Origin of the sequence: Nocardia sp. NPDC019219, assembly GCF_040632645.1 — a bacterium.
GTDB lineage: Bacteria > Actinomycetota > Actinomycetes > Mycobacteriales > Mycobacteriaceae > Nocardia > Nocardia sputorum.
Window position 1 is genome coordinate 55381 of sequence record NZ_JBEYCG010000005.1, and the last position, 24418, is coordinate 79798.

General features: G+C 70.5%; 24 protein-coding genes, 1 pseudogene and 1 riboswitch. Of the genes and pseudogenes, 9 read left to right on the forward strand and 16 right to left on the reverse strand.

All coding sequences use genetic code 11. The features are described from left to right. Positions 1–30: 30 nt before the first annotated feature. From ABZ552_RS11830 to ABZ552_RS11850, 5 genes are all read right to left on the reverse strand, one after another. Complete coding sequence (locus ABZ552_RS11830) at positions 31–1233, reverse strand: Dyp-type peroxidase (protein WP_357436871.1); 1203 nt, start codon at positions 1231–1233, stop codon at positions 31–33. Continuing rightward, on the reverse strand, positions 1226–1798 hold the full coding sequence (locus tag ABZ552_RS11835; RefSeq protein WP_281880686.1) for a copper chaperone PCu(A)C: 573 nt from the start codon (positions 1796–1798) through the stop codon (positions 1226–1228). Before ABZ552_RS11835 ends, ABZ552_RS11830 begins: the two co-directional genes overlap by 8 nt. Before the next feature lie 289 nt (positions 1799–2087). Next, a complete protein-coding gene (locus ABZ552_RS11840) occupies positions 2088–2615 on the reverse strand; it encodes a hypothetical protein (RefSeq protein ID WP_281880685.1) in 528 nt (175 codons plus the stop codon). Between the two features lie 283 nt (positions 2616–2898). Continuing rightward, positions 2899–3603 carry an endonuclease/exonuclease/phosphatase family protein gene (locus ABZ552_RS11845; RefSeq protein ID WP_357436875.1) on the reverse strand — a complete coding sequence of 235 codons (705 nt, stop codon included), beginning with the start codon at positions 3601–3603 and terminating at the stop codon, positions 2899–2901. A gap of 73 nt (positions 3604–3676) precedes the next feature. Next, positions 3677–4306 (reverse strand): TetR family transcriptional regulator, encoded by a 630-nt coding sequence (locus tag ABZ552_RS11850; RefSeq protein WP_357436878.1) that lies wholly within the window; start codon positions 4304–4306, stop codon positions 3677–3679. A 114-nt stretch (positions 4307–4420) separates the two neighbouring features. Between ABZ552_RS11850 and ABZ552_RS11855 the strand changes: the two genes are divergently transcribed. After that, the gene (locus tag ABZ552_RS11855) at positions 4421–5551 is read left to right on the forward strand and encodes a lipase family protein (protein ID WP_357436881.1); all 1131 of its coding nucleotides are present in this window, start codon (positions 4421–4423) and stop codon (positions 5549–5551) included. 41 nt (positions 5552–5592) lie between these two features. Here ABZ552_RS11855 and ABZ552_RS11860 read toward each other — a convergent pair whose 3' ends face one another. Then, positions 5593–7032, reverse strand: a complete 1440-nt coding sequence (locus ABZ552_RS11860) for an MFS transporter (protein WP_357436884.1) — start codon at positions 7030–7032, stop codon at positions 5593–5595. 155 nt (positions 7033–7187) lie between these two features. Here ABZ552_RS11860 and ABZ552_RS11865 point away from each other — a divergent pair, with 155 nt between their 5' ends. From ABZ552_RS11865 to ABZ552_RS11890, 6 genes are all read left to right on the forward strand, one after another. Then, complete coding sequence (locus tag ABZ552_RS11865) at positions 7188–7637, forward strand: MarR family winged helix-turn-helix transcriptional regulator (protein WP_281880678.1); 450 nt, start codon at positions 7188–7190, stop codon at positions 7635–7637. An 84-nt stretch (positions 7638–7721) separates the two neighbouring features. Further along, positions 7722–8414 carry a response regulator transcription factor gene (locus ABZ552_RS11870; protein ID WP_281880676.1) on the forward strand — a complete coding sequence of 231 codons (693 nt, stop codon included), beginning with the start codon at positions 7722–7724 and terminating at the stop codon, positions 8412–8414. Next, positions 8411–9466 carry an ATP-binding protein gene (locus ABZ552_RS11875; protein WP_357436887.1) on the forward strand — a complete coding sequence of 352 codons (1056 nt, stop codon included), beginning with the start codon at positions 8411–8413 and terminating at the stop codon, positions 9464–9466. The genes ABZ552_RS11870 and ABZ552_RS11875 overlap by 4 nt, the downstream gene beginning before the upstream one ends. A gap of 71 nt (positions 9467–9537) precedes the next feature. Continuing rightward, positions 9538–11217, forward strand: coding sequence for a DUF4153 domain-containing protein (locus ABZ552_RS11880; protein ID WP_357436890.1), 1680 nt, complete (start codon positions 9538–9540; stop codon positions 11215–11217). Positions 11218–11251: 34 nt separating this feature from the next. After that, positions 11252–11530, forward strand: coding sequence for a hypothetical protein (locus ABZ552_RS11885; protein ID WP_159846910.1), 279 nt, complete (start codon positions 11252–11254; stop codon positions 11528–11530). Continuing rightward, positions 11523–11846 (forward strand): CopG family transcriptional regulator, encoded by a 324-nt coding sequence (locus tag ABZ552_RS11890; RefSeq protein WP_063022683.1) that lies wholly within the window; start codon positions 11523–11525, stop codon positions 11844–11846. Before ABZ552_RS11885 ends, ABZ552_RS11890 begins: the two co-directional genes overlap by 8 nt. A gap of 7 nt (positions 11847–11853) precedes the next feature. Here the strand turns inward: ABZ552_RS11890 and ABZ552_RS11895 are convergent, their stop codons facing one another. From ABZ552_RS11895 to ABZ552_RS11920, 6 genes and pseudogenes are all read right to left on the reverse strand, one after another. After that, the gene (locus ABZ552_RS11895; RefSeq protein ID WP_357436894.1) at positions 11854–12684 is read right to left on the reverse strand and encodes an alpha/beta hydrolase; all 831 of its coding nucleotides are present in this window, start codon (positions 12682–12684) and stop codon (positions 11854–11856) included. Between the two features lie 36 nt (positions 12685–12720). Then, a pseudogene (locus ABZ552_RS11900) lies at positions 12721–12870 on the reverse strand (TetR family transcriptional regulator); the annotation flags it as partial. A gap of 15 nt (positions 12871–12885) precedes the next feature. Further along, on the reverse strand, positions 12886–13383 hold the full coding sequence (locus ABZ552_RS11905) for an LOG family protein (protein ID WP_281880671.1): 498 nt from the start codon (positions 13381–13383) through the stop codon (positions 12886–12888). 10 nt (positions 13384–13393) lie between these two features. Continuing rightward, the gene (locus ABZ552_RS11910; protein WP_281880669.1) at positions 13394–14227 is read right to left on the reverse strand and encodes a DUF72 domain-containing protein; all 834 of its coding nucleotides are present in this window, start codon (positions 14225–14227) and stop codon (positions 13394–13396) included. Positions 14228–14248: 21 nt separating this feature from the next. Next, the gene (locus ABZ552_RS11915; protein WP_357436899.1) at positions 14249–15613 is read right to left on the reverse strand and encodes a cytosine permease; all 1365 of its coding nucleotides are present in this window, start codon (positions 15611–15613) and stop codon (positions 14249–14251) included. Further along, positions 15607–15723, reverse strand: a riboswitch (TPP riboswitch). It overlaps the preceding gene by 7 nt. Positions 15724–15959: 236 nt before the next feature. Next, positions 15960–16355, reverse strand: coding sequence for a hypothetical protein (locus ABZ552_RS11920; protein ID WP_357436901.1), 396 nt, complete (start codon positions 16353–16355; stop codon positions 15960–15962). A gap of 339 nt (positions 16356–16694) precedes the next feature. On the opposite strand from ABZ552_RS11920, the gene ABZ552_RS11925 reads away from it, so the two are divergent. Then, positions 16695–17945 (forward strand): cytochrome P450, encoded by a 1251-nt coding sequence (locus ABZ552_RS11925; RefSeq protein WP_281918657.1) that lies wholly within the window; start codon positions 16695–16697, stop codon positions 17943–17945. Between the two features lie 18 nt (positions 17946–17963). On the opposite strand, the gene ABZ552_RS11930 is transcribed toward ABZ552_RS11925, so the two are convergent. Further along, positions 17964–19166: a styrene monooxygenase/indole monooxygenase family protein gene (locus tag ABZ552_RS11930; RefSeq protein WP_357436904.1), complete on the reverse strand. Its 1203-nt coding sequence runs from the start codon at positions 19164–19166 to the stop codon at positions 17964–17966. A 124-nt stretch (positions 19167–19290) separates the two neighbouring features. Here ABZ552_RS11930 and ABZ552_RS11935 point away from each other — a divergent pair, with 124 nt between their 5' ends. After that, positions 19291–21834 (forward strand): AAA family ATPase, encoded by a 2544-nt coding sequence (locus tag ABZ552_RS11935; protein WP_281880664.1) that lies wholly within the window; start codon positions 19291–19293, stop codon positions 21832–21834. Positions 21835–21951: 117 nt separating this feature from the next. On the opposite strand, the gene ABZ552_RS11940 is transcribed toward ABZ552_RS11935, so the two are convergent. Genes ABZ552_RS11940 through ABZ552_RS11950 form a run of 3 tightly spaced genes read right to left on the reverse strand, consistent with a single transcriptional unit; the run spans position 21952 to position 24413 of the window. After that, a complete protein-coding gene (locus ABZ552_RS11940) occupies positions 21952–22629 on the reverse strand; it encodes a class I SAM-dependent methyltransferase (protein ID WP_281880663.1) in 678 nt (225 codons plus the stop codon). Between the two features lie 9 nt (positions 22630–22638). Continuing rightward, a complete protein-coding gene (locus ABZ552_RS11945; protein ID WP_281880662.1) occupies positions 22639–23415 on the reverse strand; it encodes an ATP-binding protein in 777 nt (258 codons plus the stop codon). A gap of 35 nt (positions 23416–23450) precedes the next feature. Beyond that, a complete protein-coding gene (locus ABZ552_RS11950) occupies positions 23451–24413 on the reverse strand; it encodes an AvrD family protein (protein ID WP_281880661.1) in 963 nt (320 codons plus the stop codon). Positions 24414–24418 lie beyond the last annotated feature (5 nt).

Here is a 24418-nt window from a genome sequence, read left to right on the forward strand (position 1 = left end):
GTGTCCGGCGCCCGGCGCGCCGAACACGTCTCACGCCTCGAACAGCGGTTGCCCGAGATAGCCGCCCGGTGTCGCGACACCGGGCGGGATCGCGAATACCGCGGAACCGATCGGCGTAGTCCACACATTGAGCGCGTCGAACTCCGCCAACCGGCGCTGCACCGGAAGGAATTGGGTGTCCACGTCACGCTGATAGGCGGTGAACAGCAGACCGGAGTTGGAGATCCCGCCCGGCGTGGGCGTGTCGTCGTAGTTGTAGCCGCGTCGCAGGAAACGCTCGCCGTCGTGCGTGTGATGAGCGCGAGCGATGTGCGACGACGGTGGGATGACGGGGATGCCGTGGGCGTCGACGGCCGTGAAATCCGGCTCGTCGAACTCGTCGGTTCCGGTCAGCGGCGCACCGTGGGCGATGGTGCGTCCGATGGTGAGTTCCCTTTCCTCCCGGTCGATCTGGTCCCAGGTGTCCAGCGTCATCGCGATCCGGCGGAGCACGCAGGAGGTGCCGCCGTCCAGCCACGGCTGGGTGGCGCCGTCGTCCCACACCAGGCGGGCGAACTCCGGTGTGCCCGGTGTGAGGTTCACCGTGCCGTCGACCTGGCCCATCAGATTGCGCGGCGTCCTGCCCGGCGCGGCATTCCGGAAGCCGCGTTGCACCCAGCGCACGGTGACCAGCGAGGACACGCTGCGGGACAGCACGCGCACCGTATGCGACACGGTGGTCGTCTCGTCGGCGCACACCTGCAGCAGCAAGTCGCCGCCGGTCCAGGCGGATTCGAGCCGGTCGATGACGAACGGTGGCAGCGGCCGCAGCCAGGACGGCCTGCGGTGCTCGAGACCGGCGGCGGGGAAGACCGCAGGCCCGAAACCGACTGTGACGGTGAGCCGCGCCGGGCGCTGCGCGAGTTCGGGTTCGGTGTCAGCGAGGGCGGGCAGGCCCTGGGTGAGCCGGGCGGCGTCGCCGGTCCAGATCTTCAGCAGTCCGACGAGGTCGTCGCGCCCGACACCCGGCTTCAGATCGAAGGCGACGAAGGCCGCGTGCCCTTGCGGGACGGTATCGATGCCGGCCTGATGCGGTCCGTAGAACGGCACCGTCGCCTCCCCGGGCGACGCATCGGGTTCCCGCAGGACGGTCGCGCCGAGCCCGATCCCGGCGACGCCGGCCGCGGCGGCGCCGCCGCCCAGCAGACGCCGCCGGTTGATCCGTGCGGGGCGCGGTCGGTTCCGTTCAGCCACCGTGCGCGGGGGTCTGCGCGCCGGCATGGGATTCGCCGCCCGCGTGATCGGGCACGTAATTCTCCTGGTTGCCGGAGAAGTCGCGCACCTGCGCGGTGAAGGTGGTGGTCGAGCCATCCTCGAAGGTCAGGGTGACCGACGTCTCCGATCCCGTGCGCAGCGGTCCGCGCAGGTCCATGAACATGATGTGGTCACCGCCGGGCCGCAACCGGGTGCGGCCGTGCGCGGGGATGACGAACCCGCCGCGCTTGGGCCGCATCGCCTTCGTCCCGTTCGCGTCGGCGACCACTTCGTGCAATTCGATCCGGCCGGAGGCGGGACTGGTCGCCGAGACGACGGTGCGCGGGGTGTCGCCGCTGTTGATCAGGTCGCCGAACGCGGCCGACATCCCGCCGTCGGCGGCCTTGACCCACTGGTCGGCGATGGTCACGGCAGCGGCCGAGGTGGCGGCTTCCTTCTTGTCGGCCGACGAGCACGCGGTGAGCAGCAGGGGCACCGCCGCGGCGGCGATCGCACCGCGCAGGATGCGAGCGGCGCGCGGCGGAGTGAAAGTAATGGCAGGCATGGAAACTCCAGACGTTCGTATGGTTCGGGGTGGTCCCCGGCGACGAGGGCGTGGGGCAGCTCTCGGCGTCGACCGATCCACGGGTGTACCGGTGTCGGTCTGGCATCGAGCGCTGTCGAGCGGCGCAGCGACAGGCCCGACGCGACGCAGCGGTGGATCGAAGCGGCGTCGCCGAATGAACCGCCGCTACGCCGACTCCGAGCCGCAGGGGTCTGTGGCGACCGGAGCACGAGCTGTGGCCGTCGGATCGTCGAGCGCGAAAGGCGATGCTCGTCGCGCGCGGAAAGCGTCAGTGTGGCAGCGGTGGGCCGCGCAGGCCGGAGCCGGAACCGAGCAGGAGGCGCCGAGGCTGGTGGAGGGCATGACCGAAAGCGGGGGTGCTGATCCGGACCGGCGCGCCAGGCCCGTCGGCGAGTACTCGCACCGTATGGCGGACGTCGGAAACCGCGCGCAGCACAGCTTGTTCGGCGGCGCGGATGAGCACCGCGCCGAGCGGAACGGCCGCCAGATGCGTGCCGAGCATCGCCGGGGTCGTGCCCGCATCGTGGTGATGCGCGGCCGACAGAGAGGAGGCGACGTGCGTCACGGCTTGCCCGACCGCCAGCGCGGCCATGATCCGGCCGAGCCCGTGCCGGTGCGGTCGCGTGCCGACCAGTACGCCCACCGCCGCGCACGAGGCGAGCAAGAGGGCGACCGGGGCGGCGCCGGGAGACAGCGCACCGCCGCCGAGCGCGTGCGCGGCGATGCTCACCGCACCGGCGGCGGATCCGACGAACGCGCCGCGCACCCGCGCCGCCATTACCGTCGGATTACGCACCGGCTCATACTACCGACTGTCGTAGCGGCGACGAGCACCGGTTCGAACGCATCGGTGGCCCTTGCGCCAACCGCGACTCGAACTGCTCGGCCACGGGTAGGCGGCCGAATCGGCGCGCTCTGAAGCAGTTTCGCCATCGACGGCGGCATTCCCGGGCCGCGGGTCCCGGAACCCGACGTCGACGATCCCGAACGCCGGATGGCTCTGAGGAAATCACTGCGGATGAGGGGTACGCGCACCGGTTGCGGTGGACGCGGGGTGGGGAACCTGTTCGGCGCGACGCTCACATCGTGACGCCCGCGTGCACGAGATTGTGGTCGGAGACGCCGCCGACGTCGTCGACCGATGCCGTCGTGACGGTCGCGCCGTGCACGACCACATGATCGATGTGCTGCGACTTCGTGCCCGAGACCCGGGGGCGGGTCGGCAGTGCGTCGGCGACGCATTCGGCGACCACGAAGTCGTCGCCCAGTCCGGTGGCGACGGAGGCGCGGTCGGTGTTGAAATCGCCCAGCAGGACGGTGGCGTTCGCCGGTGCGCCGGTGGCGAGTTCGGCCAGGCGGGCGAGTTGGTCGGCGCGCCGCCGATCGCCGGTCACGTGGGTGGCGATCACGGTCAGTCCGCCCGCGTCGACGACGAGCGCGCCTTTGCCGCGATCCTGGGTGAAGGATTCGGCGGTGACTTCCCGGCTCGGTTCGGCGGTGAGCACGACGAGGTACTCGCCGCCGTCGAGCAGGGAGCTGGGCATGCGCCGTGGGGTCGGCAGCCGCTGGTACCGCATCGCGTGGAATGTCCGGTCCGGCAGTGCCATCCGCAGGCTGGCCAATTGATCGCCGCTGACCTCCTGTAACGCGATGATCCGCTCGGTGCGTTCGGCCACCCGCGCGGTGACCGCGGCGATCCGCGCGCCCTCGTCCGGCCAGCGGGTGGCGACGTCCTCGTACCAGTTCTCGGCGTGGACGCGATGCAGAACGTTCCAAGTGGCCACCGTGATCACCTTCGCGATGGTATGCGACCGGGTGAAACAGGTTGCGGCGCGGGCTGTGCCGATCTCGGTGTGCTCAGCTCGCGCGCGGGATGTCGATGCCCTGCTGGAGCGAGGCCACCGCGCGATCGAGGATGCGGTGCAAGGCGGCGATCGAATGGTCCGCGCCCAGCATCCAGTGGTCGAGGCCGACGCCGAACGCCGCGAAACAGGCCGCGGCGGTGAGCTGCGGCCGCAGATCATCGGCGGGCAGTCCGGCGCGGGCGGCGAAGTTCAGCGCCATCGCGCGCTGGCGGCCCAGTGCCCCGATGAAGTTCTCCCGGCGCAATTCCGGGTTGCCGACCAGCAGTTGCCTGGCTCTGCGCGCCGTGTCCGCCTGGCGTTCGCGGGACGGGGCGTCCTGTTCGTCGAGCAAGAAGTCGCGCAGGGCCGCACGCAGCGCGGTCAGCACCGATTCGCTCGGCGGGCGCCGGTCGAGGGCGGCGAGCAGCTGGGCCATCAGATCTTCCTCGTGGCTGAAGACCACCGCGAGCTTCGACGGAAAGTGGCGGTGGAAGGTGCGCCGGGAGACCCGCACGGCGTCGGCGATCTGCTGCACGGTGGTCTGCTCGAACCCATGTGATTCGAACAGCCGCAGGGCCGCGTCGACCAATTCCCGCCGCACCCGCGCCTTTTCGCGTTCGCGCGGACCGTTCACGCCCGTCATGCCCACCGTTTCTCTGCGCGATATCCCTGATGATGTCTCAAAGTGACACTTCAACCGAAGTCCGGTTACAGTGTCTCATCGAGACACCGAGCCTGGAATCGAGAGGTGGCGCCCATGTCGGTGCGACGTGCAGCAATAACCGTGACCATGGCGGCACTGCTTTTCGCTGGGCCGTCGATGGGTTCGGTGGTGGCCGACCCCGGTGCGGGAGCGCCGGGCACGGTCGTCACCGACGAGGCGCTGCCCGAACACCTCTGGATCGAGGGCGCCGGCACGGCCCGCCGCCTCACGTATTGGTCCAGGACCTCCGACGACCGGCCTGCGCTGGCCGGCGGCGCGGTCTTCGTGCCCGCGGGCACGCCGCCGAGCGGTGGCTGGCCCGTGCTGTCGTGGGAGCACGGCACGGTCGGCCTCGCCGACGACTGCGCACCCTCGACCGCAGGCCGCAGCAAACGCGATCTGGACTACCTGGCGACCTGGCTGCGCCAGGGCTACGCGGTCGTCGCGACCGACTACATCGGTCTGGGCACGCCCGGCCTGCACGCCTATCTGGACGGGCGTGCCGAGGCGCACGCCGCGATCGACATGGTGCGCGCGGCCCGCGCGGTCGATGATTCGCTGTCGTCGGAATGGGTGGCGATCGGGCAGTCACAGGGCGGTGGCGCGGCGGTGTTCACCGCGTCACTGGCCACGCGGTACGCACCCGAGCTCGACTATCGCGGCGCGGTCGCCACCGGCCCGGCCTCCAATATCGTGGAGGCCGCCTCGTTGCTCGGGCCCGCAGTGCCGCCGATCGGCAACGCGCACCTCACCGCCTATATCGCGTATGTGATGAACGGGTTGAAGGCGGCTCGGCCCGCCTTCGATCTCGACGGCTACCTCAGCCCCGTCGGCAAGCAATTGGCGACCGCCGCGGAGTCGTTGTGCTTCCAAGCGCTGGCCGATCGCGCGCGAGGCATCTCGGTCGGCCAGTTGTTCTCCCGTCCGCTCGCCGACGGTGAGTTCGTCGCCACCGCCCGGCCGGTCATGGATGTCCCGCTCGCGGGGTACGACCGGCCGCTGTTCATCGGGCAGGGCACCAACGACACCGACGTCCCCGCCCCGCTGACCGCGAAGCTCGTCGCCGATCTCGAATCGCGCGGCGTCCGGCCGGACGTGCACGTGTATCCGGGCAAGGACCACAGCGCCACCATGGCCGCCTCACTGTCCGACAGCATGCCGTTCGTCGCCCGCCTGTTCTCCTGACCCGACGCCGGGCCGGGTTGCCGCCCGGCCCGGCAGGGTGCTCAAGCGCGCGCGACCGCGGGCTCCGGTTCGGCGGTGCCGACCGGCGGAACGGCGGGCTTGCGGACCGGAATGGCCAGCGCGACCAGCGCGGCGAGTACCGAGACGCCGCACCCGATCAGCAATCCGGTGCGGAAACCTGCCTCGGTGGGGATGGTGTGCCCGCCGAGGCTCGTGCTCATCTGCGCCAGGACGACGCCGACGACCGCGGCCGAGACCGTGGTCCCGATCGAGCGCATCAGGGTGTTGAAGCTGTTGGCCGACGCGGTCTCCGACAGCGGGACCGCGCTCATGATGAGGGCGGGCATCGAGCCGTAGGCGAGGCCGACGCCACCGCTGCATACGGAGGTCACGATGAGCAGACCCCAGGTCGACCCCATCAGCAGGATCGATGATCCGTAGCCGAGGGCGATCACCAAGCTGCCCACGATGAGCGTCACCTTCGGGCCGCGCGCGGCCGAAAGCCGGGCGCCGAGGGGGGAGACCGCCATCATCACCAGCCCGGCGGGCGCCATCCACAATCCCATCGCCAGCATGGACTGTCCGAGGCCGTATCCGGTGACCACCGGCAGTTGCAGCAATTGCGGCACGATCAACGACTGCGCGTACATGGCGAACCCGACCACGATCGAGGCGGCGTTGGTCAGCAGCACCTGCTTGCGCGCGGTCACCCGCAGGTCGACCAGCGGATCCGCGGTGCGCAGTTCCCACCAGCCCCAGGCCGGCAGCACCAGGACCGCGATCGCGAACAGGCCGAGGACGGTTCCGCTCGTCCAGCCCCAGTCGGCGCCCTTGGAGACCGCGAGCAACAGGCACACCAGCGCCGTACCGAGACCGAGGGCGCCGAGCACGTCGAAGCCACCCCCGCCGCGCGCCGGGATGGCGGGCACCAGCAGCCAGATCAGCGTGGCCACGCCCGCGCTCAGCACGGCCGAGCCCCAGAACAGCACCCGCCAGCTGGCGTTCTCGGCGACCGCCGCGGCCAACGGAAGCCCCAGCGCGCCACCGATTCCCATCGAGGCGCTCATCACCGCGATGGACGTGCCGAGCCGTTCGGTGGGCAGGACGTCCCGCAACGCGCTGATGCCGAGCGGGACGACGCCCATGCCGATGCCCTGCAGGCCGCGGCCCGCGATCATCGGCACGACCGAGCTCGCGAGCGCGCAGACCAGCGATCCGCCGATGAGCGGAACGGTGCAGGCGAGCAGCATCCGCCGCTTGCCGTAGAGATCGCCGAGGCGGCCGGTGATCGGCGTGGCCACCGCACCGGCGAGCAGTGTCGCCGTGATCACCCAGGAGGCGTTGGACGCGGTGGTGTCCAGGAGCCGGGGCAGGTCCCCGATCAGCGGCACCACCAGGGTTTGCATCAGGGCGGCGACGATGCCCGCCGCCGCGAGTACGCCGACGATGCCCTCGGACCGAGCTGCCGATGGTGCTGTCACGCGGATCTCCCTCTCTGTTCAATCGATGTGCACAGTACATATGAATTGCACTATGCACAAGAATTGCACTATGCAAATGAGCAGGTCGGGCCGTATGGGTGTGATATAGGTGCGGAGATGAGCCCGTAGCTGGCGAATATCGGCAGGAGCGTTGTGTGGACAAGCCCGTATCTTCGGTGGAGTTCGAGACCATGCTGCTGGGGCGGCACAGCCTCAGCGCCAAGGCCCGCCGGGGCAGCGGCCACCTCGACCGCAGCGCCTACACGGTGCTGAGCAGGCTGCGGGTGCAGGGGCCGATGTCCGTGGGCGAACTCAGCGACGCCTTCGGGCTGGATACCTCCACGCTGCACCGCCAGACGACCGCCATGCGGGCGGCCGGCCTGATCGAACGCATCCCGGACCCGGACGGGGGCATGGCGCGCAAGTTCCGCCTCACCGCGGAGGGCGGGCGTCAGCTCGACGCCGAACGCGCCTACAACGTCCGGGCCCTGGAAAGCGTGCTGGCGCAGTGGTCCTCCGAGGACGTCGCCGCGTTCGCCGGATTCCTGAAGCGGTTCAACACCGACATCGAGCGCATCGACAAGCGTCCGTGGCCCCGGCCGTGAACGTCCGCCCGCCCGCGCGGATGCACACGGAATCTCCACAATCGACGCCGGATTCCTCCACAACCGGTGGCTAGGGTTCGGTGCATGGAACACAGCGCACCGCAGGCGGCACGGCGGATCCTGGTGGTGGACGACGAGATGACCATCGCCGAGTCAGTCGCGGCGCGCCTGCGGGCGGAGGGATTCACCGTCGACCTGGCGCACGACGGCCCGTCGGCCGTCATCGCCGCCGAGGCCGTCGACCCCGACTTGGTGGTGCTCGACGTCATGCTGCCCGGGTTCGACGGGTTGGAGGTGTGCCGCCGGATTCAGGCCCGCAGGCCGGTGCCCGTGCTCATGCTCACCGCGCGCGCCGACGAAACCGACCAGCTCGTCGGCTTGGGCGTCGGCGCGGACGACTATCTCACCAAACCGTTTTCGCTGCGCGTGCTCACCGCCCGGGTGCACGCGCTGCTGCGCCGGATGGAGCGGGCGGCCGACCGCGACGGCGCGACGATCCTGGTCGGCGACCTGCGCATCGACGTCGACCAGCGCCGGGTCTGGCGTGCGGACGTCGAGGCGCTGCTCACACCACTGGAATTCGATCTGCTGGCCCGGCTGGCCCGTCGCCCGCGCACGGTACTGGCCCGCGAGCGGTTGCTCGAAGACGTCTGGGACTGGTCCGACGCGGCGGGCACCCGCGCGGTGGACAGTCACATCAAGGCGCTGCGCCGCAAACTCGGCGCCGACCTGATCCGCACCGTTCGCGGCGTCGGATACGCCCTGGAGGCGCGATGAGCGCCGGTCCCGACCCCGCCGGGTGGCCTCGGTTGCGGCGGGTGAGCGACCGGGTCGCCGAGCTGTTGCCGCGGCCACTGGACCCGGTGAAGTCGATCAAGCTGAAGCTCGCCGTCCTCATGTTGTGTTCCGGCGGTGTCGCGTTCGGATTCTTCCGATTCAAGATCGGCTGGCTGCCGCCGCGCACCACGATCACCGCGGTGGTGATCGCGTTGGTCACCTCGCAGTTCCTCGCCCACGGCATCACCAGGCCGCTGCGTGAGATGACCGCGGCGGCGAAGCGGATGGCCCACGGCGACTACACCCTGCGGGTGCGCGCGAGCTCGCGCGACGAAGTCGGGCAACTGGCCGAGGCGTTCAACCAGATGGCCGCCGACCTGGCGGCGGCCGATCAGCAACGCCGTGACCTCATCGCCAACGTCTCGCACGAATTGCGCACGCCCATCACCGCTTTGAACGCGGTGCTGGAGAACCTGGTCGACGGCGTCTCCGAACCGGACCCGGCCACCCTGCGCACCGCGCTGGCCCAGACCGAGCGGCTCGCCCTGCTGGTCTCCGAACTGCTCGACCTGTCCAGCATCGAAGCGGGCGCCTTGCGGCTCGATCGCGAGGAGTTGCCGATCGCGCCGTTGCTGGTCGACGTCGTCGCCGAAGCGGAAGTGATGACCGCCGCGCTCGGACGTGGTGTGCGCTTCCGCACCGACGTGCTGCCCGGCACCGCCCGCGTGTTCGCCGACCGCGCGCGCCTGCACCAAGTGCTGCTCAATCTGCTCGACAACGCCGCTCGCCACGGGCCCGCCGGCGGAGAAGTCCGCCTGGCGGTGCGGGCGTCGCAGGGCGAAGTCGTGATCGACGTCGAGGACGACGGCCCCGGCATTCCCCTCGCCGAACGCGCCCGGGTATTCGACCGGTTCACCAGAGGCGGTCGCACGGCGGGCGGTGGCACCGGGCTCGGCCTCGCCATCTCCCGCTGGGTGGTCGACCTGCACGGCGGCACCATCGCCGTCGCCGATCCGGGCTCCCGCATCCGGGTGGTTCTGCCCGGCCGCTGACCTGTCACACAACCCACCGGACCGTCAGAGCGGAGCCGGGTGATTCCGCACGCCTATCGAAGGAGTGAACCATGTCTCCAGAACCCGAATCCGCCTCGACGGCCGACCCGGTGTCAACCCGGGCGGCCGAGGGAAGGGGCCGTCCCCCGCGGGGTGAATCCGCCACCGATTCCAGCGAGGCGGCAGCTCGGGCATCGGTACGCGCGCTACTCGGACAGTTCGGGACGGCGGTGGCCGACGCGCAGACCGCCGTTGCGCCGGTGGCCGGGCCGGTGTTCGTGCCCCGTCCGCCGAAATGGCGCCGGGTGGCCCGCCCGCCGGGCGTGGCGCTCGCCGCGCTCGTCTCCGGCCTGGCCGCCGCCGTCCTGATCCACTGGGACCGGCCGGGCATCGGCTGGCTCCTGGCGGCCTGCGTCGCGGCGACGTCGGTCTTCCTCGTCGACCGCAATGCCCGCAAGCGTGTGGCGGCCACGACGAAAGATGTTGGGGGCCAGAAGAAATCGATGCCAGAGCAGCAGGCGGACACCAATTCCCCGCGCTGGAAGCGATACGGGGGACGGCCGTGGTGGGCAGCGCTGACACTGGCTTTGCTCGCGGTAGGGGCCGTTCGCGCGGCGGGGTGGCTGTTCGCCCTGTGCGTGGTCGCGGCCTGCGTAGCCGCTTCGCTGGCGGTCGTCGGACGCCGCACGGTCAACGGCATCCTCTACGACACCCTCGCGGTCTGGCTGGAGACGGCCGCGGCCGTGCCGTGGGCGTACGCGGGCATCGCCCGGCCGCGCGGCGGGAACGCGACACAGGCGTGGCGGCTCGGATTGTCGGTGGCGGTGACCGTCGCGCTGCTCGCGGTGTTCGTGCCGCTGCTCGGCAGTGCCGACGCGATGTTCGCCGCGTTGCTCGAGACCGTGACCCCGGCTGTGGACGTGCCGACGGTGCTGCGCTGGGCCGCACTGTTCGCGGTGGGCTGTCTCGGCGCGCTCGGCGCGCTGTTCGTGCTCGCGGGCCCGCCGCCGCCCGCCACCGCGGCGGCGGGCGGACGGACGTTGCGCCGGACGGAATGGGCGCTGCCGGTCGGTGCGCTCGCGATCCTGTTCGCGGCGTTCGTCGCGACCCAGTTCGTGGTGCTCTTCGGCGGTGACGACTACGTCCAGGAGACATCGGGCCTGACCTACGCCGAGTACGCGCGCAGCGGGTTCTGGCAGCTGTCGGCCGTCACCGTGCTGACCCTCGCGGTGCTGATGGTGGTGCTGCGCTGGGCGGCTCAGGACACCGTCGCCGACCGGTGGTGGTTGCGCGGTCTGCTCACGGCGGTGAGCGGGCTGGCGCTGGTCATCGTCGCCTCCGCGCTCGGCCGGATGTGGACCTACCAGCAGGCCTACGGCTTCACGGTGCTGCGCCTGCTCGTGGAAGCCTGCGAGCTGTGGCTCGGCTCGGTCTACCTGCTGGTCTTGGTGGCCGTCCTGCGGCTGCGCCGGGCGTGGCTGCCCCGCGCCGTGCTGGGCACCGCCATGGTGACGCTGCTGGCGCTGGCCGTTCTCGATCCGGAGCGGCTGATCGCGCAGCAGAACATCGATCGCTGGCAGCGCGGTAAGGCGCTGGACATCGACTACCTGGGCACCCTCTCGCCGGATGTTCTGCCCGCGACCGATCGGCTTCCCGAGCCGCTGCGGTCGGACCTGCGGAGCCGGCTGCGCGCCGACCTCGACGAGGACACCTGGCAGAGCTGGAATCTGTCCCGCGCCGCAGCACGGTGAGCGTCCACGCAATACACTTGTATTATCGCTGATCGTGGGTTATAACTGGCCTGAGTGGGCACTGTTGTCGCTGGCGGGGATCGACCCGCGGGAAGTGCTGCAGGTGCTCATGGGCGCCCGCCGATGGCCTCGGCAGGCGCGCGGCCGGAACGAGCTCGCGGTCCTGACGGTGTGGGGCCGGACCGAGGCGGGCCGGCCGCTCATCGTCGCTGTCCGCCGCGCCGAAGGCTGGCAGTGGGACATTCTGGGCGCGGTCGAGATGACCGAGGCCCAGGTGGCCGAACTCGAGCGTTGGGAGCACGCCGATGACTGACTATCCGACGAACCCGGAGGCCGTCCGGGACTTCCTGTCCGGTTTGGAGTACACCGACGCACCCGTCGCCCCGGCCGAGCTGCCCCCGCCGCTGCGGGCCGAGGACACGGTCACCGTCACCACGTCGCTGCGCATCCCGCTGGAGTTGCACCAGCGGGTCAAGAAGGCCGCCGAGCAGCGGGGCGTCACCATGTCGGCGCTCATTCGCGACTGGATCGAACTGGAGCTGGCCGCCTTGGAGAACGACCAGCCCATTTCGCGCGCCGACGCCCTGCGGGCGCTGGCCGCCCTGCATCCTTTGCGGCAGTCGGCTTAGCCTGCCGTCAGCTGTCGTCGCGGGTGAGTATGTCGTCGAGCCGGGCGACGAACTCGTCGGGTGCGCTGAGGTAGCCGACGTGGTCACCCGGGAACTCGACGAGGTCGAGGCCGAGTTCCTTCGCGAGCACGGTGTTCGGGAGGGCGGGGAAGGTGTCACGCGATTCGCGACCGATGCCGAGCACGAGCCGGTCCGACGACGCACGCAATGCGGCGAGGTCCGGCGCGTATCGCGGATACTGACGCAACTCGTGCTCCATCCAGAAGACCAGGTTCTGCTGGATCCTGCCCACCATGGCGACGGCTTCCGGCGGCAGCTGCTCGGCCGGCGGCGCCGCGACCCGCAGGCCGATGCCCGCGGCGAATTCCCCCATGGCCGCGGACGTGCCTTCGGTCTTGCTCCGTTCGTGGACGCCGTCCAGGAAGGCAAGCCACTTCTCACCCTCGGGCAACAGGGTGGCCAGCGGCGGTTCGTGCGCGACGAGCGTGCGCACCAGTTCGGGCCGGGTGCGAAGCAGTTCCAGGGCGACGATCGCGCCCGAACTGCTGCCCAGCACGTGGGCGGGCTGATCGGTGAGGTGCGTGAGCAGCGCCGCGGCGTCCAGTCCGTCGGTGACCACGCGATCGTGCGGTGGCTCGTCGAGGGGGCTGCGGGAGAAGCCGCGCCGGTCGTAGGAGACCACGGTGTAACGGTCGGCGAGACGTTCGGCGATGGCGTCGAAGGTTCCGGCGTCGCCGTTGCCGCCGGGAATCAGCAACAGCAGTGGACCGGCACCGCGCAACTCGTAGTAGAGGGTGGCGCCGGGGACGGCGAGGGTCTGCTGAGTGGGTACGTCCATCGGGAATGCTCCTGGGAGAAGGGACAATTGCCGCAGCGCCTCGCGGATGACCGGTAGCGCGGGAACGGGGGGATCGGCGTCGACCCATCCGTCGATGGCCACGGACAGTGCCGCTGCGACGGCCCCCGCCATGATCCGGGGGAACATGTCCGTGTCGAGGTCGTGGCCGGTGCGCTCGGCGACCAGAGCCGACCGGCGACGTCAGATCGGCTCCGCCTCAGCGACCCCGTCCAGCGCCCGCCGCACCGCGTCGGCCGGGTCGGCCGCGACGTCCGTCGCGGTCACCGATCGACCGTTCACGTCGCGAACTTCCCAGCCGCCCAAGGAGATCACCGGGATCCCGCCGCGCCGCCGCGCGAGCGCGACCTCCGACAGCGTGCCCCACGAGCCGCCGACGACGATCACCGCGTCCGCCGACTCGACGAGGATCGCGTTGCGCGCCTCACCCATATTCGTGAACAGCACCGCCGACAACCCGGGACACACCGCGCCGCGGTCGGTGTCCGGACGCACGCCGATCACGAGCCCACCGGCCTCGGCGGTCCCGGCGGCGACCGCGGCCATCACCCCGGAACCGCCGCCGCAGAGCACGGTCACTCCAGCTCGCGCCAAGAGTCCGCCGATCGCGCGCGCCCATTCCGCTTCCTGCCGCGTGCACTCCCTCGGCCCGCAGACCGCGACCTGCCGCACTGTCGCCACCTTTCTGTCCTCATTTCGCGGGCCGCGGTGTCACGACCGGCGCCAGGCGTTCCCGCAACGCCATCGCATCGCGCGGCGCCCGCACCTTCGCGTCGTTGTCGAAATAGGTGTAGACGTCGCAGGACCCGGCCCACGAGCGGATCTTCTCCGCCCACATGTCCAGGCCCTCGTCGGTGTATCCGCTGACGTAGAGCTCGTCGTGGCCGTGCAAACGGATATAGACGAAATCCGCGGTGACCTCTTCCAGCAGGGGATACTTGCCCGCGGCGTCGGCGACGACGAGTGCCACGCCGTGGCGGGCGAGCAGGTCGGTGAACGCCGGGGTCACGAAGCTGTCGTGCCGGATCTCCAGCGCATGCCGCATCGGCCGGTCGGCGTCGGTGCTCGTGTGCGCGGGGTCGACGCGGTGATCGTGCCGCCGCGCGATCTCGGCGGCCTGCTCGGTGCTGCGGGGCAGCCGGGACAAGAAGGCGTCCAGGACGTCGGCGTCGAAGCGGAAGGTCGGCGGCAGCTGCCAGAGAATCGGCCCGAGCTTGGGCCCGAGCGCCAGCGGGCCGGACGCCAAGAAGTTGGCCAGCAGGTCGTCACCGTCACGCAGCCGCTTCATGTGGGTGATGAAGCGGCTGCCTTTCACCGCGAACAGGAAATCGTCCGGCGTCTGCTCCGCCCACCGCTGGTAGCTGGACGGGCGCTGCAACGAATAGAAGGAGCCGTTGATCTCGACGCTGTCGAGTCGCTCCGACAGATAGGCCAGCTCGCGCTTGTGCGCCAAGCCCTGCGGGTAGAACGTCCCGCGCCAGGGCGGGTATACCCAACCCGATGTCCCGATCCTTATCCGGCCCATCCCTCCATGGTGGCAAACCCGCTACGCGGAGGGGGGCTTCGCCGCCACCTTCCCGATCAGCCACGCCACCGCCAGCGCCGCCGAGAACGACAGCAGCGACGCGCTCATCCACGCCTGCGGGGTGAAGCGCAGAGCCCGCCGCGCGTGCTCCCAGAACTCCGTCCACACCCCGGCGTCGCCCGGGTTGATCAGTTGATACACAGCGAATCCGGTCAGCCACGCAACCACCATTCCCCATCGCGCGGGTGCGTCGGGTGCGGTGTTCCACTCCCGGTGGGCACGCAGAAAGAAATCGGCGACCAGCACGCCGAGCAAGGGGACGAACACCGAACCGATCAGCCCGAGGAAGCCGAAGTAGTTCGCCATGTCCAACCGCAGCGCCAGAATCGTGATCAGGGCGCCGAGGCCGATCGAGAGCACCCGGCGGTCGACGCGCGGCGCGAGATTCTGGATCGACACGGCGGTGGAGTACACATTCGCGAACGATTGGTCCGCCTCCCGCAGCACGAAGACGAAGAAGAACAACGCCCCGAGGCTCACCTGCAAAAACGGTGCGTACGGTCCGCCGTCGCCTGCCGCGAGCGCCAGCGCGAACAGACCGAGGACGTAGGCGACGATCTGGGTGAGCGCGTAGGCGCCCGCCGCCGCGCCGAACGCCGAGCGGCCGGTGCGGGCATGCCGGGTGTAGTCTGCGGCGACCGGCACCCATGAGATGGAGACCGCCAAGGCGGCATCGGTGGCGATCCAGAAGAGGTTCCAGTCGACGCCGAAAGGCCCGTTTCCCTCAGGTCCCGGGTTCGTTCGCAGATCGGGCAGACCGGCGCGGAAGAACTGCGCATAGAACCAGACCAGCGCGAGCACTACGCCGGCGGTCACGAACCTGCGCAGCAACCGGACCGAACCGAGCGGCCAGATCGTGAGCACCGTCGTGAGCGCGCCCGCCACCACCACGTAGAGCCACTGCGGGCCGCCGCCGAACAGTTCCTCGGCCGCGTCGCCGATGACGATCAGCTCGAACGTTCCCCAACCGATCAACTGGGCGATGTTCAGCACGGTGGGCAGGTAACTGAGCTTCGCGCCGAACAACCCGCGCAGCAGGACCATCGCGGGTTGTCCGGTGCGCGCGCCGGTCAGCGCGGCGGCGCCCAGCATCAGTCCGCCCACCAGCGTGCCGAGGACGGTCGCTAGGATTCCGGCCGCGATCGAGATCTGCGCGGCGCCCTGGGCGTTCGGCGCGAGCACCGTGTACGCGCCGGAGAACGCGATGAGGCTGACGCCGAGATTGGCCCAGAACGCGCTCTGGTCCCAGAACGAGAGCACCTTCGGCGCCGGCTGGTCGAGGGTCAGCGGCGCTTCCTGCGGCGCGCTCGCGCGGGTCGACGACATGACGGAAACGCTCCCTACGCCGGCATTACCCGGACAGGTTCATGCGGTCGGCGACGCGTATGGTTTCGCCCTCTCAGCCCGGCCGTGCCCGAGCTCCCGCGGTGGTGTGATCCCGGCGAACAGTACACCCGCGCCAGTTTCCCGTGACAGGGACCGATCTGTTGCTCGGCACCGGAGATCTCGCGGTCGATCCGGCGCGCCGCCCCCGGACGCTTCGAGGACTGGACCGATGAACGGATGCGCGCCACCGCCCTGGCCCACTATCAGGGCATCTACGACGCGCACCGACCTCGCCGAGCGCGGTTCCGGAACCTGTTCGACCACAGTCGTTCCGGCACTGCCCGGCTCAACCCATGAGGAACGAGGCGGTGAACCAGGCCAGCAGAACCAGCACCGCACCGACGAGCGCTCCCGGGAACAACGCGCGCCCCTGCCGGGCCGCCATACCCGAAAGCAGCACGCCCACAGCGAATCCGGCGATCCCGCCACCGACCATGATCCAGACGCCCGCGCTGGTGTCCACCCGGCACTCCGGCTTGGACGCGCAGATGCCGCCCGCCATCAGGAACCACGGCGCGAGAACGGTCGACATCGCGGCCAGCGTCGCGGGCAGGAACCACAACAGCGCGCTGACGAGGAGATCCGCGGTGCGGGGCGGCTCGACCGCGCGGGTTTCGGGCTCGCGCGTGGGATAGCCGGAGGGGGTCGTGCCTTGGGACACCTGATTCAGGTAACCGTGCATCGTGTCTCGCTATCGCTTGTCGGTGGAGGTCGACCGGGCCGATGGAAGTTATACACCAGGCGTCTGCACCTGGAAGTGCTTGTGCCTCCAGGGATGCGAGCGCGCCGTCGGCTCCGTCGTCGTGCATCGGACCTGCCCGCCCGGCCTGATGCCGATAGCGAATGCCCAGCATCACAGCGGGGTTCGGGAGCGCGCACGTCGCCGCATCACCGCAGGCGGGTCGCTACTACCGATGTCCGCACTCTACCTACACGACCATCCTGTGTGTCGATCCGGTGCGCGGTCGAGCCGACGCGGCGCAGCGCTCGCTGAATACGCTTCTACTGTGGGAGTCACGCGTTGACCACGCCCCGAAACCTCGACCAGACCACGAACCAGCCCGGCGCTCACCATGGTTCGCCCATCGAACACCGGGGCGAGCGCGTATCGCTGTACTCCCCGCAATTCGCCGCCGATCCGCATCGCGCCTACCGGGACATGCGCGCGCGCTACGGCTCGATGGCGCCGGTCGAACTGGCCCCGGGCGTGTCCGCGACGTTGGTGCTGGACTATCACACCGCCGTGCGCATCATGCACGACCCGGAGCACTTTCCCGCAGACCCGCGCACCTGGCAGGCGAACGTCCCCGCCGACTGCCCCGTGCTGCCGGTGCTGGAGTGGCGTCCCAACGCCATGCGCGCCACGGGCGAGGCGCATGCCCGCTACCGCCAGGCCAACACCGCGAGCATCAATGCCGTCGACCTGCACGCCCTGCACGAGACGGTGGAGCGGACCGCGGCGGAGCTGATCAACACCTTCTGTGCGGCAGGCAGCGCGGATCTGGTGTCGCAGTACGCCCTTCCACTGGCGTTCGAGGTGGTCAACGCCCTGCTGGGCTGCCCGCCGGAGATCGGCCGGGAGGTCGCCGCCGCGACCGCCGCCGTGTTCGACGGGGTGAACGCCGAGGAGGGCAACCGCATGCTCGGCGCCGCGCTGCTGCGTCTGATCGAACTGAAGCGCGCCGAGCCCGGCCGGGACATCACCACACGACTGCTGCGGCATCCGGCGGGCCTGGACGACGCCGAGGTGATTCACCAGCTCGTCGTGCTCTACGGCGCGGGCATCGAACCGCTGCAGAACCTGATCGTCAACACCCTGCTGCTGATCCTCACCGACGACCGGTTCGGCGGCGACGTCCTCGGCGGAAGCCTGTCCACCCGCGACGCGCTGGACGAAGTGTTGTTCACCGACCCGCCGATGGCCAATTTCTCGGTCACCTATCCGCGCCAGCCGATTCTGATCGGCGACGTGTGGCTGCCCGCTCACCAACCGGTGGTCATCAGTTTCGCCGCCTGTAACAACGATCCGGCGATCAGCGGCGACAACCACAGCGGCAATCGGTCGCATCTGGCCTGGGGCGCCGGACCGCACGCCTGCCCTGCCCGCGACCCGGCCTACCTCATCGCGCAGGACGCGGTCGACCAGTTGCTGGACGCGCTGCCGGAACTGCGGCCCGCCGCGCCGGTGCACGAGTTGACATGGCGGCCAGGGCCTTTCCACCGCGCCCTGGCCGCGCTGCCGGTCGTATTCCCCGCGACTGCGCCCTGGTAGCCCTGAGCCGGGAACCGGTCAGGACGCCGCTTTCGCCGTGAGCCGGGCCAGGTTCGCCGGTCGCGCGAAGGTATCGGCGAAAGCGTCGGCCAGCGCCGGGTCGTGCTGGGCCGCCAGCATCATCTCCTGCATGGCGGGCGGCGGATCGAGCACCGTCGCCGTCCACCGCGCGGCCGGGTGGGCGACGGCCGTCAGCCACGGCGCGGCCGCCCACTCCATCCACGCGCGGTCATAGGTGCCGTCCGGGTCGTGCAGGATCGCCTCGCCGTAGCGGATCGCGCAGTGCACGGCGTTGTTGGCGCCCTGTGCGCCGCCCGGGTCCATCCGGCAGACGACGTCGCCTCCGCCCAGCACCGGCCTGCCCGACGGCAGCGCGCCGACCGGACGGCGCATGACCGGCGTCACCGCGCCCACCAGCGTCGCCCCGGCATCCGTCGGCTGGGCGCGCCGGTAGCGCTCGGCGAGTTCGGCGGGCAGGTGCGCCTCCAGCAGCCGCTCGGCCTGTGCCCAGCGCTGCGCGGGCGTGCTGTGCTGGTCGAACACGTCCAGTGCGCCGCCGGGCCGCGCCTCGAAAAGCAGCATCTCGCAGCGACGTTCTTGCCCGGGCCGCCCGGTCAGGCCCGGGTAGGAGATCACTTCACCATGCCCGGGCAGCGTGGTGTAGGAGCCGAGGCCCTCCGGGTCCGGCTCGACACCGTCCAGGTACAGCACGGCAAGCCGGCGCAGCGGCACGGCGGGCGTCGGCCACGCCGGGTCGGCCTCGAAGCAGCCGGCGAGGTCACGACCGGCGCGGGTCACGACGGTGAGGTCGTAGTCGGCGGCGCTGTGCTCGATATCCGCGACGGAGGGCTCGGCGATGCGCAGGTCGCCGCCTTCGGCCAGGTACTCGCCGAGCCAGCGCGCGAACACCGTCCGCTGATCCACGCTCTGCGCGGGGCGGCTGAGCCGTCCGGCCCAGGTGACCACGGTCGTGCGGTCGACGGCCATGGTGAACCGGATGCCTTCGATATTCGGCGCGATCGAGCGCCAGTAACCCAGGCCCAGATCCGCTTCGAGGTCCTGCGTCGGCGAGAATTTGACCTGAGTGCTGGTCACGGTGCCGGCGAGGACCGCCTCGGCGTCCCGGTCGGTCACCAGGGTGACCGACCGCCCGCCGCGCAGCAGTCGATGGGCGAGGGGTAATCCGCATTCGCCCGCCCCGAGTACGAGTATCTGTCCCACCGTCGTGTCCTTCCGGCCGTGCCATCGACTACCGCGCCAGCGCAATGCTCCGCGTATAGGTGGGTGCCGCACATCGGTAGAGACTTGCGAATCTTCGCGGGCGACCCGACTACGCTGCCCTGTTGTGTCGGTAGGACGTGCGTCGAGTCCGGGATTCCCACCCGCGACCGCCAATGATTTCGTGGGGCGCGAGCGTGAGCTGGAGAAGATCGGGATGGCGCTGCTGGGCGGAACCCGCCTGGTCACCCTGATCGGCGCGGGCGGCATCGGCAAGACCCGGCTGGCGACCGAAGCCGTGCACCGGTTCCACAAGGCCCGGCGCGTTCCGGTGCACTGGGTGCGCCTGGCAGTGCTGTCGCGCGGCGCCGACGCGGCGGCGGTCGAGGAGCAGGTGGCGCGGTCGCTGATCGACGTCGATTTCTCCGGACGCTCGGCGTGGGAGGCGGTGCTGGACACGCTGCGCCGCCGCGACGCCGTCGGGCGCACGCTGCAGACGATCCTGGTGATGGACAACTGCGAACACGTCCTGGACGGCGCGGGGCGGGTGATCGCCGATCTGCTGGAAGCGGCGCCGGGTCTGACCGTGCTGGCCACCAGCCGGGAGGCGATCGGCTGGGTCGACGAGCAATTGGTGCCGGTGCCCGCGCTGTCGCGGGACCAGGCGCTGGCCCTGTTTCGCGCCCGCGCCGATCTGACCGGGCACACCGTCGCCGACGACGAGGCCGAGCTGGCGGTGGCGGTCTGCCGCCACGTGCACAACCATCCGCTCTACATCCGGCTGGCCGCCGCGCGGCTGCTGCGTCAGCCGCTGCCGATGATCCTGCGGGATCTCAGCGGTGAGGCGAGCGACCGGCGGTTGCGCTGGTCGCACGGTCCCCGGGTCGGCGCGGACGCGCGGCACCAGGGCATCCGCGACGTCATCGCCTGGTCCTATGACCTGTGCCGGGACAAGGAGCGGCTGCTGTTCGACCGGCTGTCGGTGTTCGCGGCAGGCTACGACGTCGATCACGAGAACGCGGACCCGGCGGCGGCGGACGTCGGCGCGGAGCTGGAGGCGATCGAAGCGGTCTGCGCCGACGACGAGCCGGGCGGTGTGGCCCGCGCCGAGATCGAGGGCCTGCTCGAGCGCCTGGCGGATCAATCGCTGGTCTCGGTGCACCTGACCGCGACCACGGTGCGGTATTCGCTGCTGGAGAGCGTCCGCCTGTTCGCCCAGCAGCGGCTGGCCGAACACGACGGCGAATGGGACCGGTTGGTGCGCAGGCACCGCCGCTACTACCGCGACAAGGTCGTCGCGGCCCGAGCCGAATGGTTCGGCCCCGGCGAACAGGATCTGCTGGATTGGGCGCGCGCGGCCTGGGACAACCTGCTGTGCGCCATGGCGGGCAGCCTCGCCACGCCGGAGGAGGCCGCCGTCGGGCTGGAGATCGCCGCCGGGCTGATCGCGTTGCGCAGCCCGTTTCTCACCGGCTCGCTGCGCGAACCGCGCCGTTGGGCCGAGCGCACGCTGGCCGTCAGCCGCGCCCTCGATCCGCAGCCGGTGTCGCTGCAGGTCACGGCGATGTCGCTGATCGCATGGATCAGCCTGTGCCAGGGCCTGCACCACGACGCGGATCGCATGCTCGACGAGTGCGTCGCGCTGTGCGTGCCCGACCCCGCCGCCCGGACGGGCTGGCGGGAGCACGACCGCGATCTCGATCTGCCCGCCCCGGTCGAATTCGCCAGAGGCGCCGAGCTGATGCTGGTGCGCCGCGATGTGCGCGCGCTGGCGGTGCTGGCCCGCGCACGCGAGAAGTTCTCCGCCGCAGGGGATCGTGGCGGGGCCGCGATGAGCGAACTCTTCGAAGCGCTGACCGCCGCGTTGCTCGGCGAATCCGCGCAGGCCTTGGAGATCTCCCGGCGGCATCTGGAGCACGCCGAGCGCTCCGGCGCGCGATGGGCGGCATCCTGGGTCGGACTGGCTCGGGCGATGGCGCTGACCAAACACGGCGACCCGCGGCAAGCGCTCGCCGTGGCGCAGGCGGCGCTGACCACCCAGCTGGAGATCCGCGATCAATGGGGCGTGGTCTGGGCCGTTCATGTTCGCGCGTGGGCGGTAGCGCGCATGATCCGCGACACCGACGGCGAACGTTCCGGCGGGGTGACGGAGCAGGCGCGCGAAGTCGCGCGCCTGCTCGGTGGCGGCGCGACGCTGCGGGAGCGCATCGGTGTCGACATCGCCAATCTCGGCCCGTTCGCCGTCGAGACCGACATCGCCGCCGCCACCGCCCGCGCGGTCCTGGGCGAAACCGTCTTCGCGGAGGCGGAGCGGGAGGGCGCGCTGCTGCGTCCCGAACTCGGCGAGGTGGCGCAGCTGGCGCTGGGCAACCTGTCGCTGGACCGGCTGCCCGTCGAGCATCCGGTCCGGCGCCACCGGCCCTCGCACTGGGAGGACTTGTCGGCGGCCGAACAGGACGTGGCTGTGCTGGCGGCGGCGGGCTGGACCAACACCGCCATCGCCGCCCGGCGGGGCAGCTCCTACAAGACCGTCGACGCCCAGATGGCCTCGATCCTGCAGAAACTGATGATCGGCTCGCGCGAGGACATCCGCGCCCTCGTGCCCGCCGACCGGCAGGACCAGGTGCTCGAGGAGGCCGCGCGCAAACCGCTGCGCCCGCGGCGCTCGTGAGCGCCCACCCCGCCGGTGCTCATCCGTTCGTCCTGGCTGCCGAGCCGGGCCGGGCGGCGTCTCGGCCGTGCCACCGCCCGGCCGGCTACCGGCCGGATTCGCCGAGGCGGCCGGTGCTCACTCGTCTCGTTTGCGCGCGGTGATCTGAATCCCCGGCTCGCCGGGGATGCGGCGCACCGTCGCGTCGGTGACCGGGAGATCGGCCACCAGGTCGCGGCCGTCCTCCAGATCGAGGCCGTAGCCGGCGATGTAGGTGCGGAAGAACGGCAGGCAGGCCCGCGCCATCGGCTGCGGCAGCTTCCAGCGGTCGACGAAGGCGCGCGCGTCCTCGAAGGTGCAGCCGCGATCGGCTTCGATCACCAGCAACAGGCCGCCGGGCCGCAAGACGCGGAGCATCTCCGCGAGCCCCTTGCGCTGGTTCGGCCAGTGCTTGATCGAACCTGAGCTGATCACCGCGTCGTAGGCGCCGTCCGGGAACGGCAGGTCCATCGCGGATCCTTCCCGGAACTGGATGCGGCTGCCCAGCGCCGCGCCGCGCTTGCGCGCCCTGCGCACCTGTTGCGGGGAGAGGTCGATACCGGTCAGCCGAAGCGCGGTCCCCGTGGTGGCCAGGCCGACCGCGAGTTGCCCGCCGCCGCAACCGACGTCGAGCACCTGCGCACCGTCGTCGAGCTGGGCGACGATGTCGTCGAACAGGGTCGGGGTCATCTCCCGCACCGCCTCGGAGATGAAGTTGTCGTAGAACCACGAGTCGATCGGGTTGTAGCGCTTGGTCTTGTCCAGCAGGACGGTCATGGCGTGCTCCTAAACGCGAGTGGCGAATTTGATCTTGCGGCCGAGAGTGGGCGGTTGTTGCTGGGCGACGATCGTTTCCTGGACGCGCTCACGGCTGCTGCGCACGATCTCCATCGCCTCCTTCACCGCGACATCGATGTCCATGACGGTGGGGATGTCGAGCATCGAGACGATGGATTCCAGGCGCTGTTCCGGGGTGCCGCGCACCGTCACCACGGGCTGCCCGAGTTCGCTGATCGCGTGCAGCAGCTGCCGATCGGAGATGGCGCGATAGCGCTCGTCGACCGGCCGGTGGCCGTCGGGGTCCATCGGCACCTCCACCGGAAGATGGAAGAAGATGTCGTAGTTCTGCCGGGCCCGCTGCCGGGCCATGTCGCCGTAGGCGTTGAGATAGCGGCGGTAGAACGGCCGGCCGGGCAGCGTGAGGGTGTTCTTGACGGCTTTGTGCCAGCGGGCGGAGCCGGGGTTGGGGCCGGTGATGAGCCGCGTGGTGCCGTAGACCCACTCGTTGAGCACCGAGCCGTCGGCGATGAATCCGCCTTGGGCATCGAGGATCGCCTCGGCCTGGATGCGCAACTCCAGCCTGCGGAAGCCGAGCGCCATCAGTTCGGTGGTGCTCAGATCCTGGAACCGCATGCCCGGATAGAGCTCGGTGACCACCTCGCGAGCGGACGAGGCGTCCACCCGGGGAATGCCGGTGAGCAGGGACAGCGCCGTGGAGGTCGTTGTCTTCCCGGTCGAATAGGTGCCGGAGATGACGATGCGTCGATAGTTGTTTCCCGACATGGAAGTGCCTTTCTCGGTGTTCGGGGATGCGCGGGTCAGGCCGGCAGACGGTGCGCGAGGTCGTAGCGGATCTCGCAACCCGCGAAGTCCGAGGCCCAGCTGGAGATGCGCCAGTCGCCGCCGCCGAAGGCGAGGACCATCGAGCGGGCCATGCGCGTGGTCGCGGTGCCGGAGGTGGACGGCGGCGGGGGAGCGGACGCGCGCGCGGTCATCCGGCGCATCCACAAGGTCTCGCTGTCCTTGCGGGCGATGTTGTCCAGCTCGTACAGCACGACCTGGGACAGCTGCGCCAGGATCACCGTCGCGTCGACCAGCGTGACGGAAGGCTGGTAGGCGTCGGCGACACCATGCCAGGGGCCCGCCGGATCCGCCTCCACGAGAGCGAAATCGGCTTGTGCGCGGCTGCCGCCGTCGGAGACGACGACGTTGCGCAGATACTGCCCGCGGGCGTACACCCCGCCGTGGAAATATCCCCGCCCGGTCTCGTGCACCGTGCGGCTCGCCGTCTGCGGCGGGCGCGGTGGCGCCGGGAGCGCCACGGTGGCTTCCAGGCTCATGCCGCCGCCCAGCGCGCCGGTGATGCTGATCGTGTTGCCCTCCACCGCGACGACCGTCGCGCTGATCGCGAATTCCGCCAGCGACTCCGTCGCGATGGTTCCGCTGCTGAACTGGACGAAAGGCACCCAGCACGACCGGATCTCGCTGTCGGTGAGCCCGAAGCACTCGCGCAGGATCACCTCGAGCAGCCGGTAGCCGAAGATCGAGCAGTCGATGCTGCTGACATGGGGGACCAGCACCCGGGTGCTCTTGCGCGACCAGTCGAGCGGATAGTGCACCCCCGCCGTCGCGGTCAGCCGCGGACGGTCCTCCGCGTCGCGGTCGACGGTGATGTCGAAGATGCGGTGGGTGATCCGCTTGTACCCCTCGCCGAAGAACCGCCCGTCCCGGTGGCCCAGCACGGTGTCGATGTCGGCGTAGGCGATCAACTCGGTGGACATGTCGC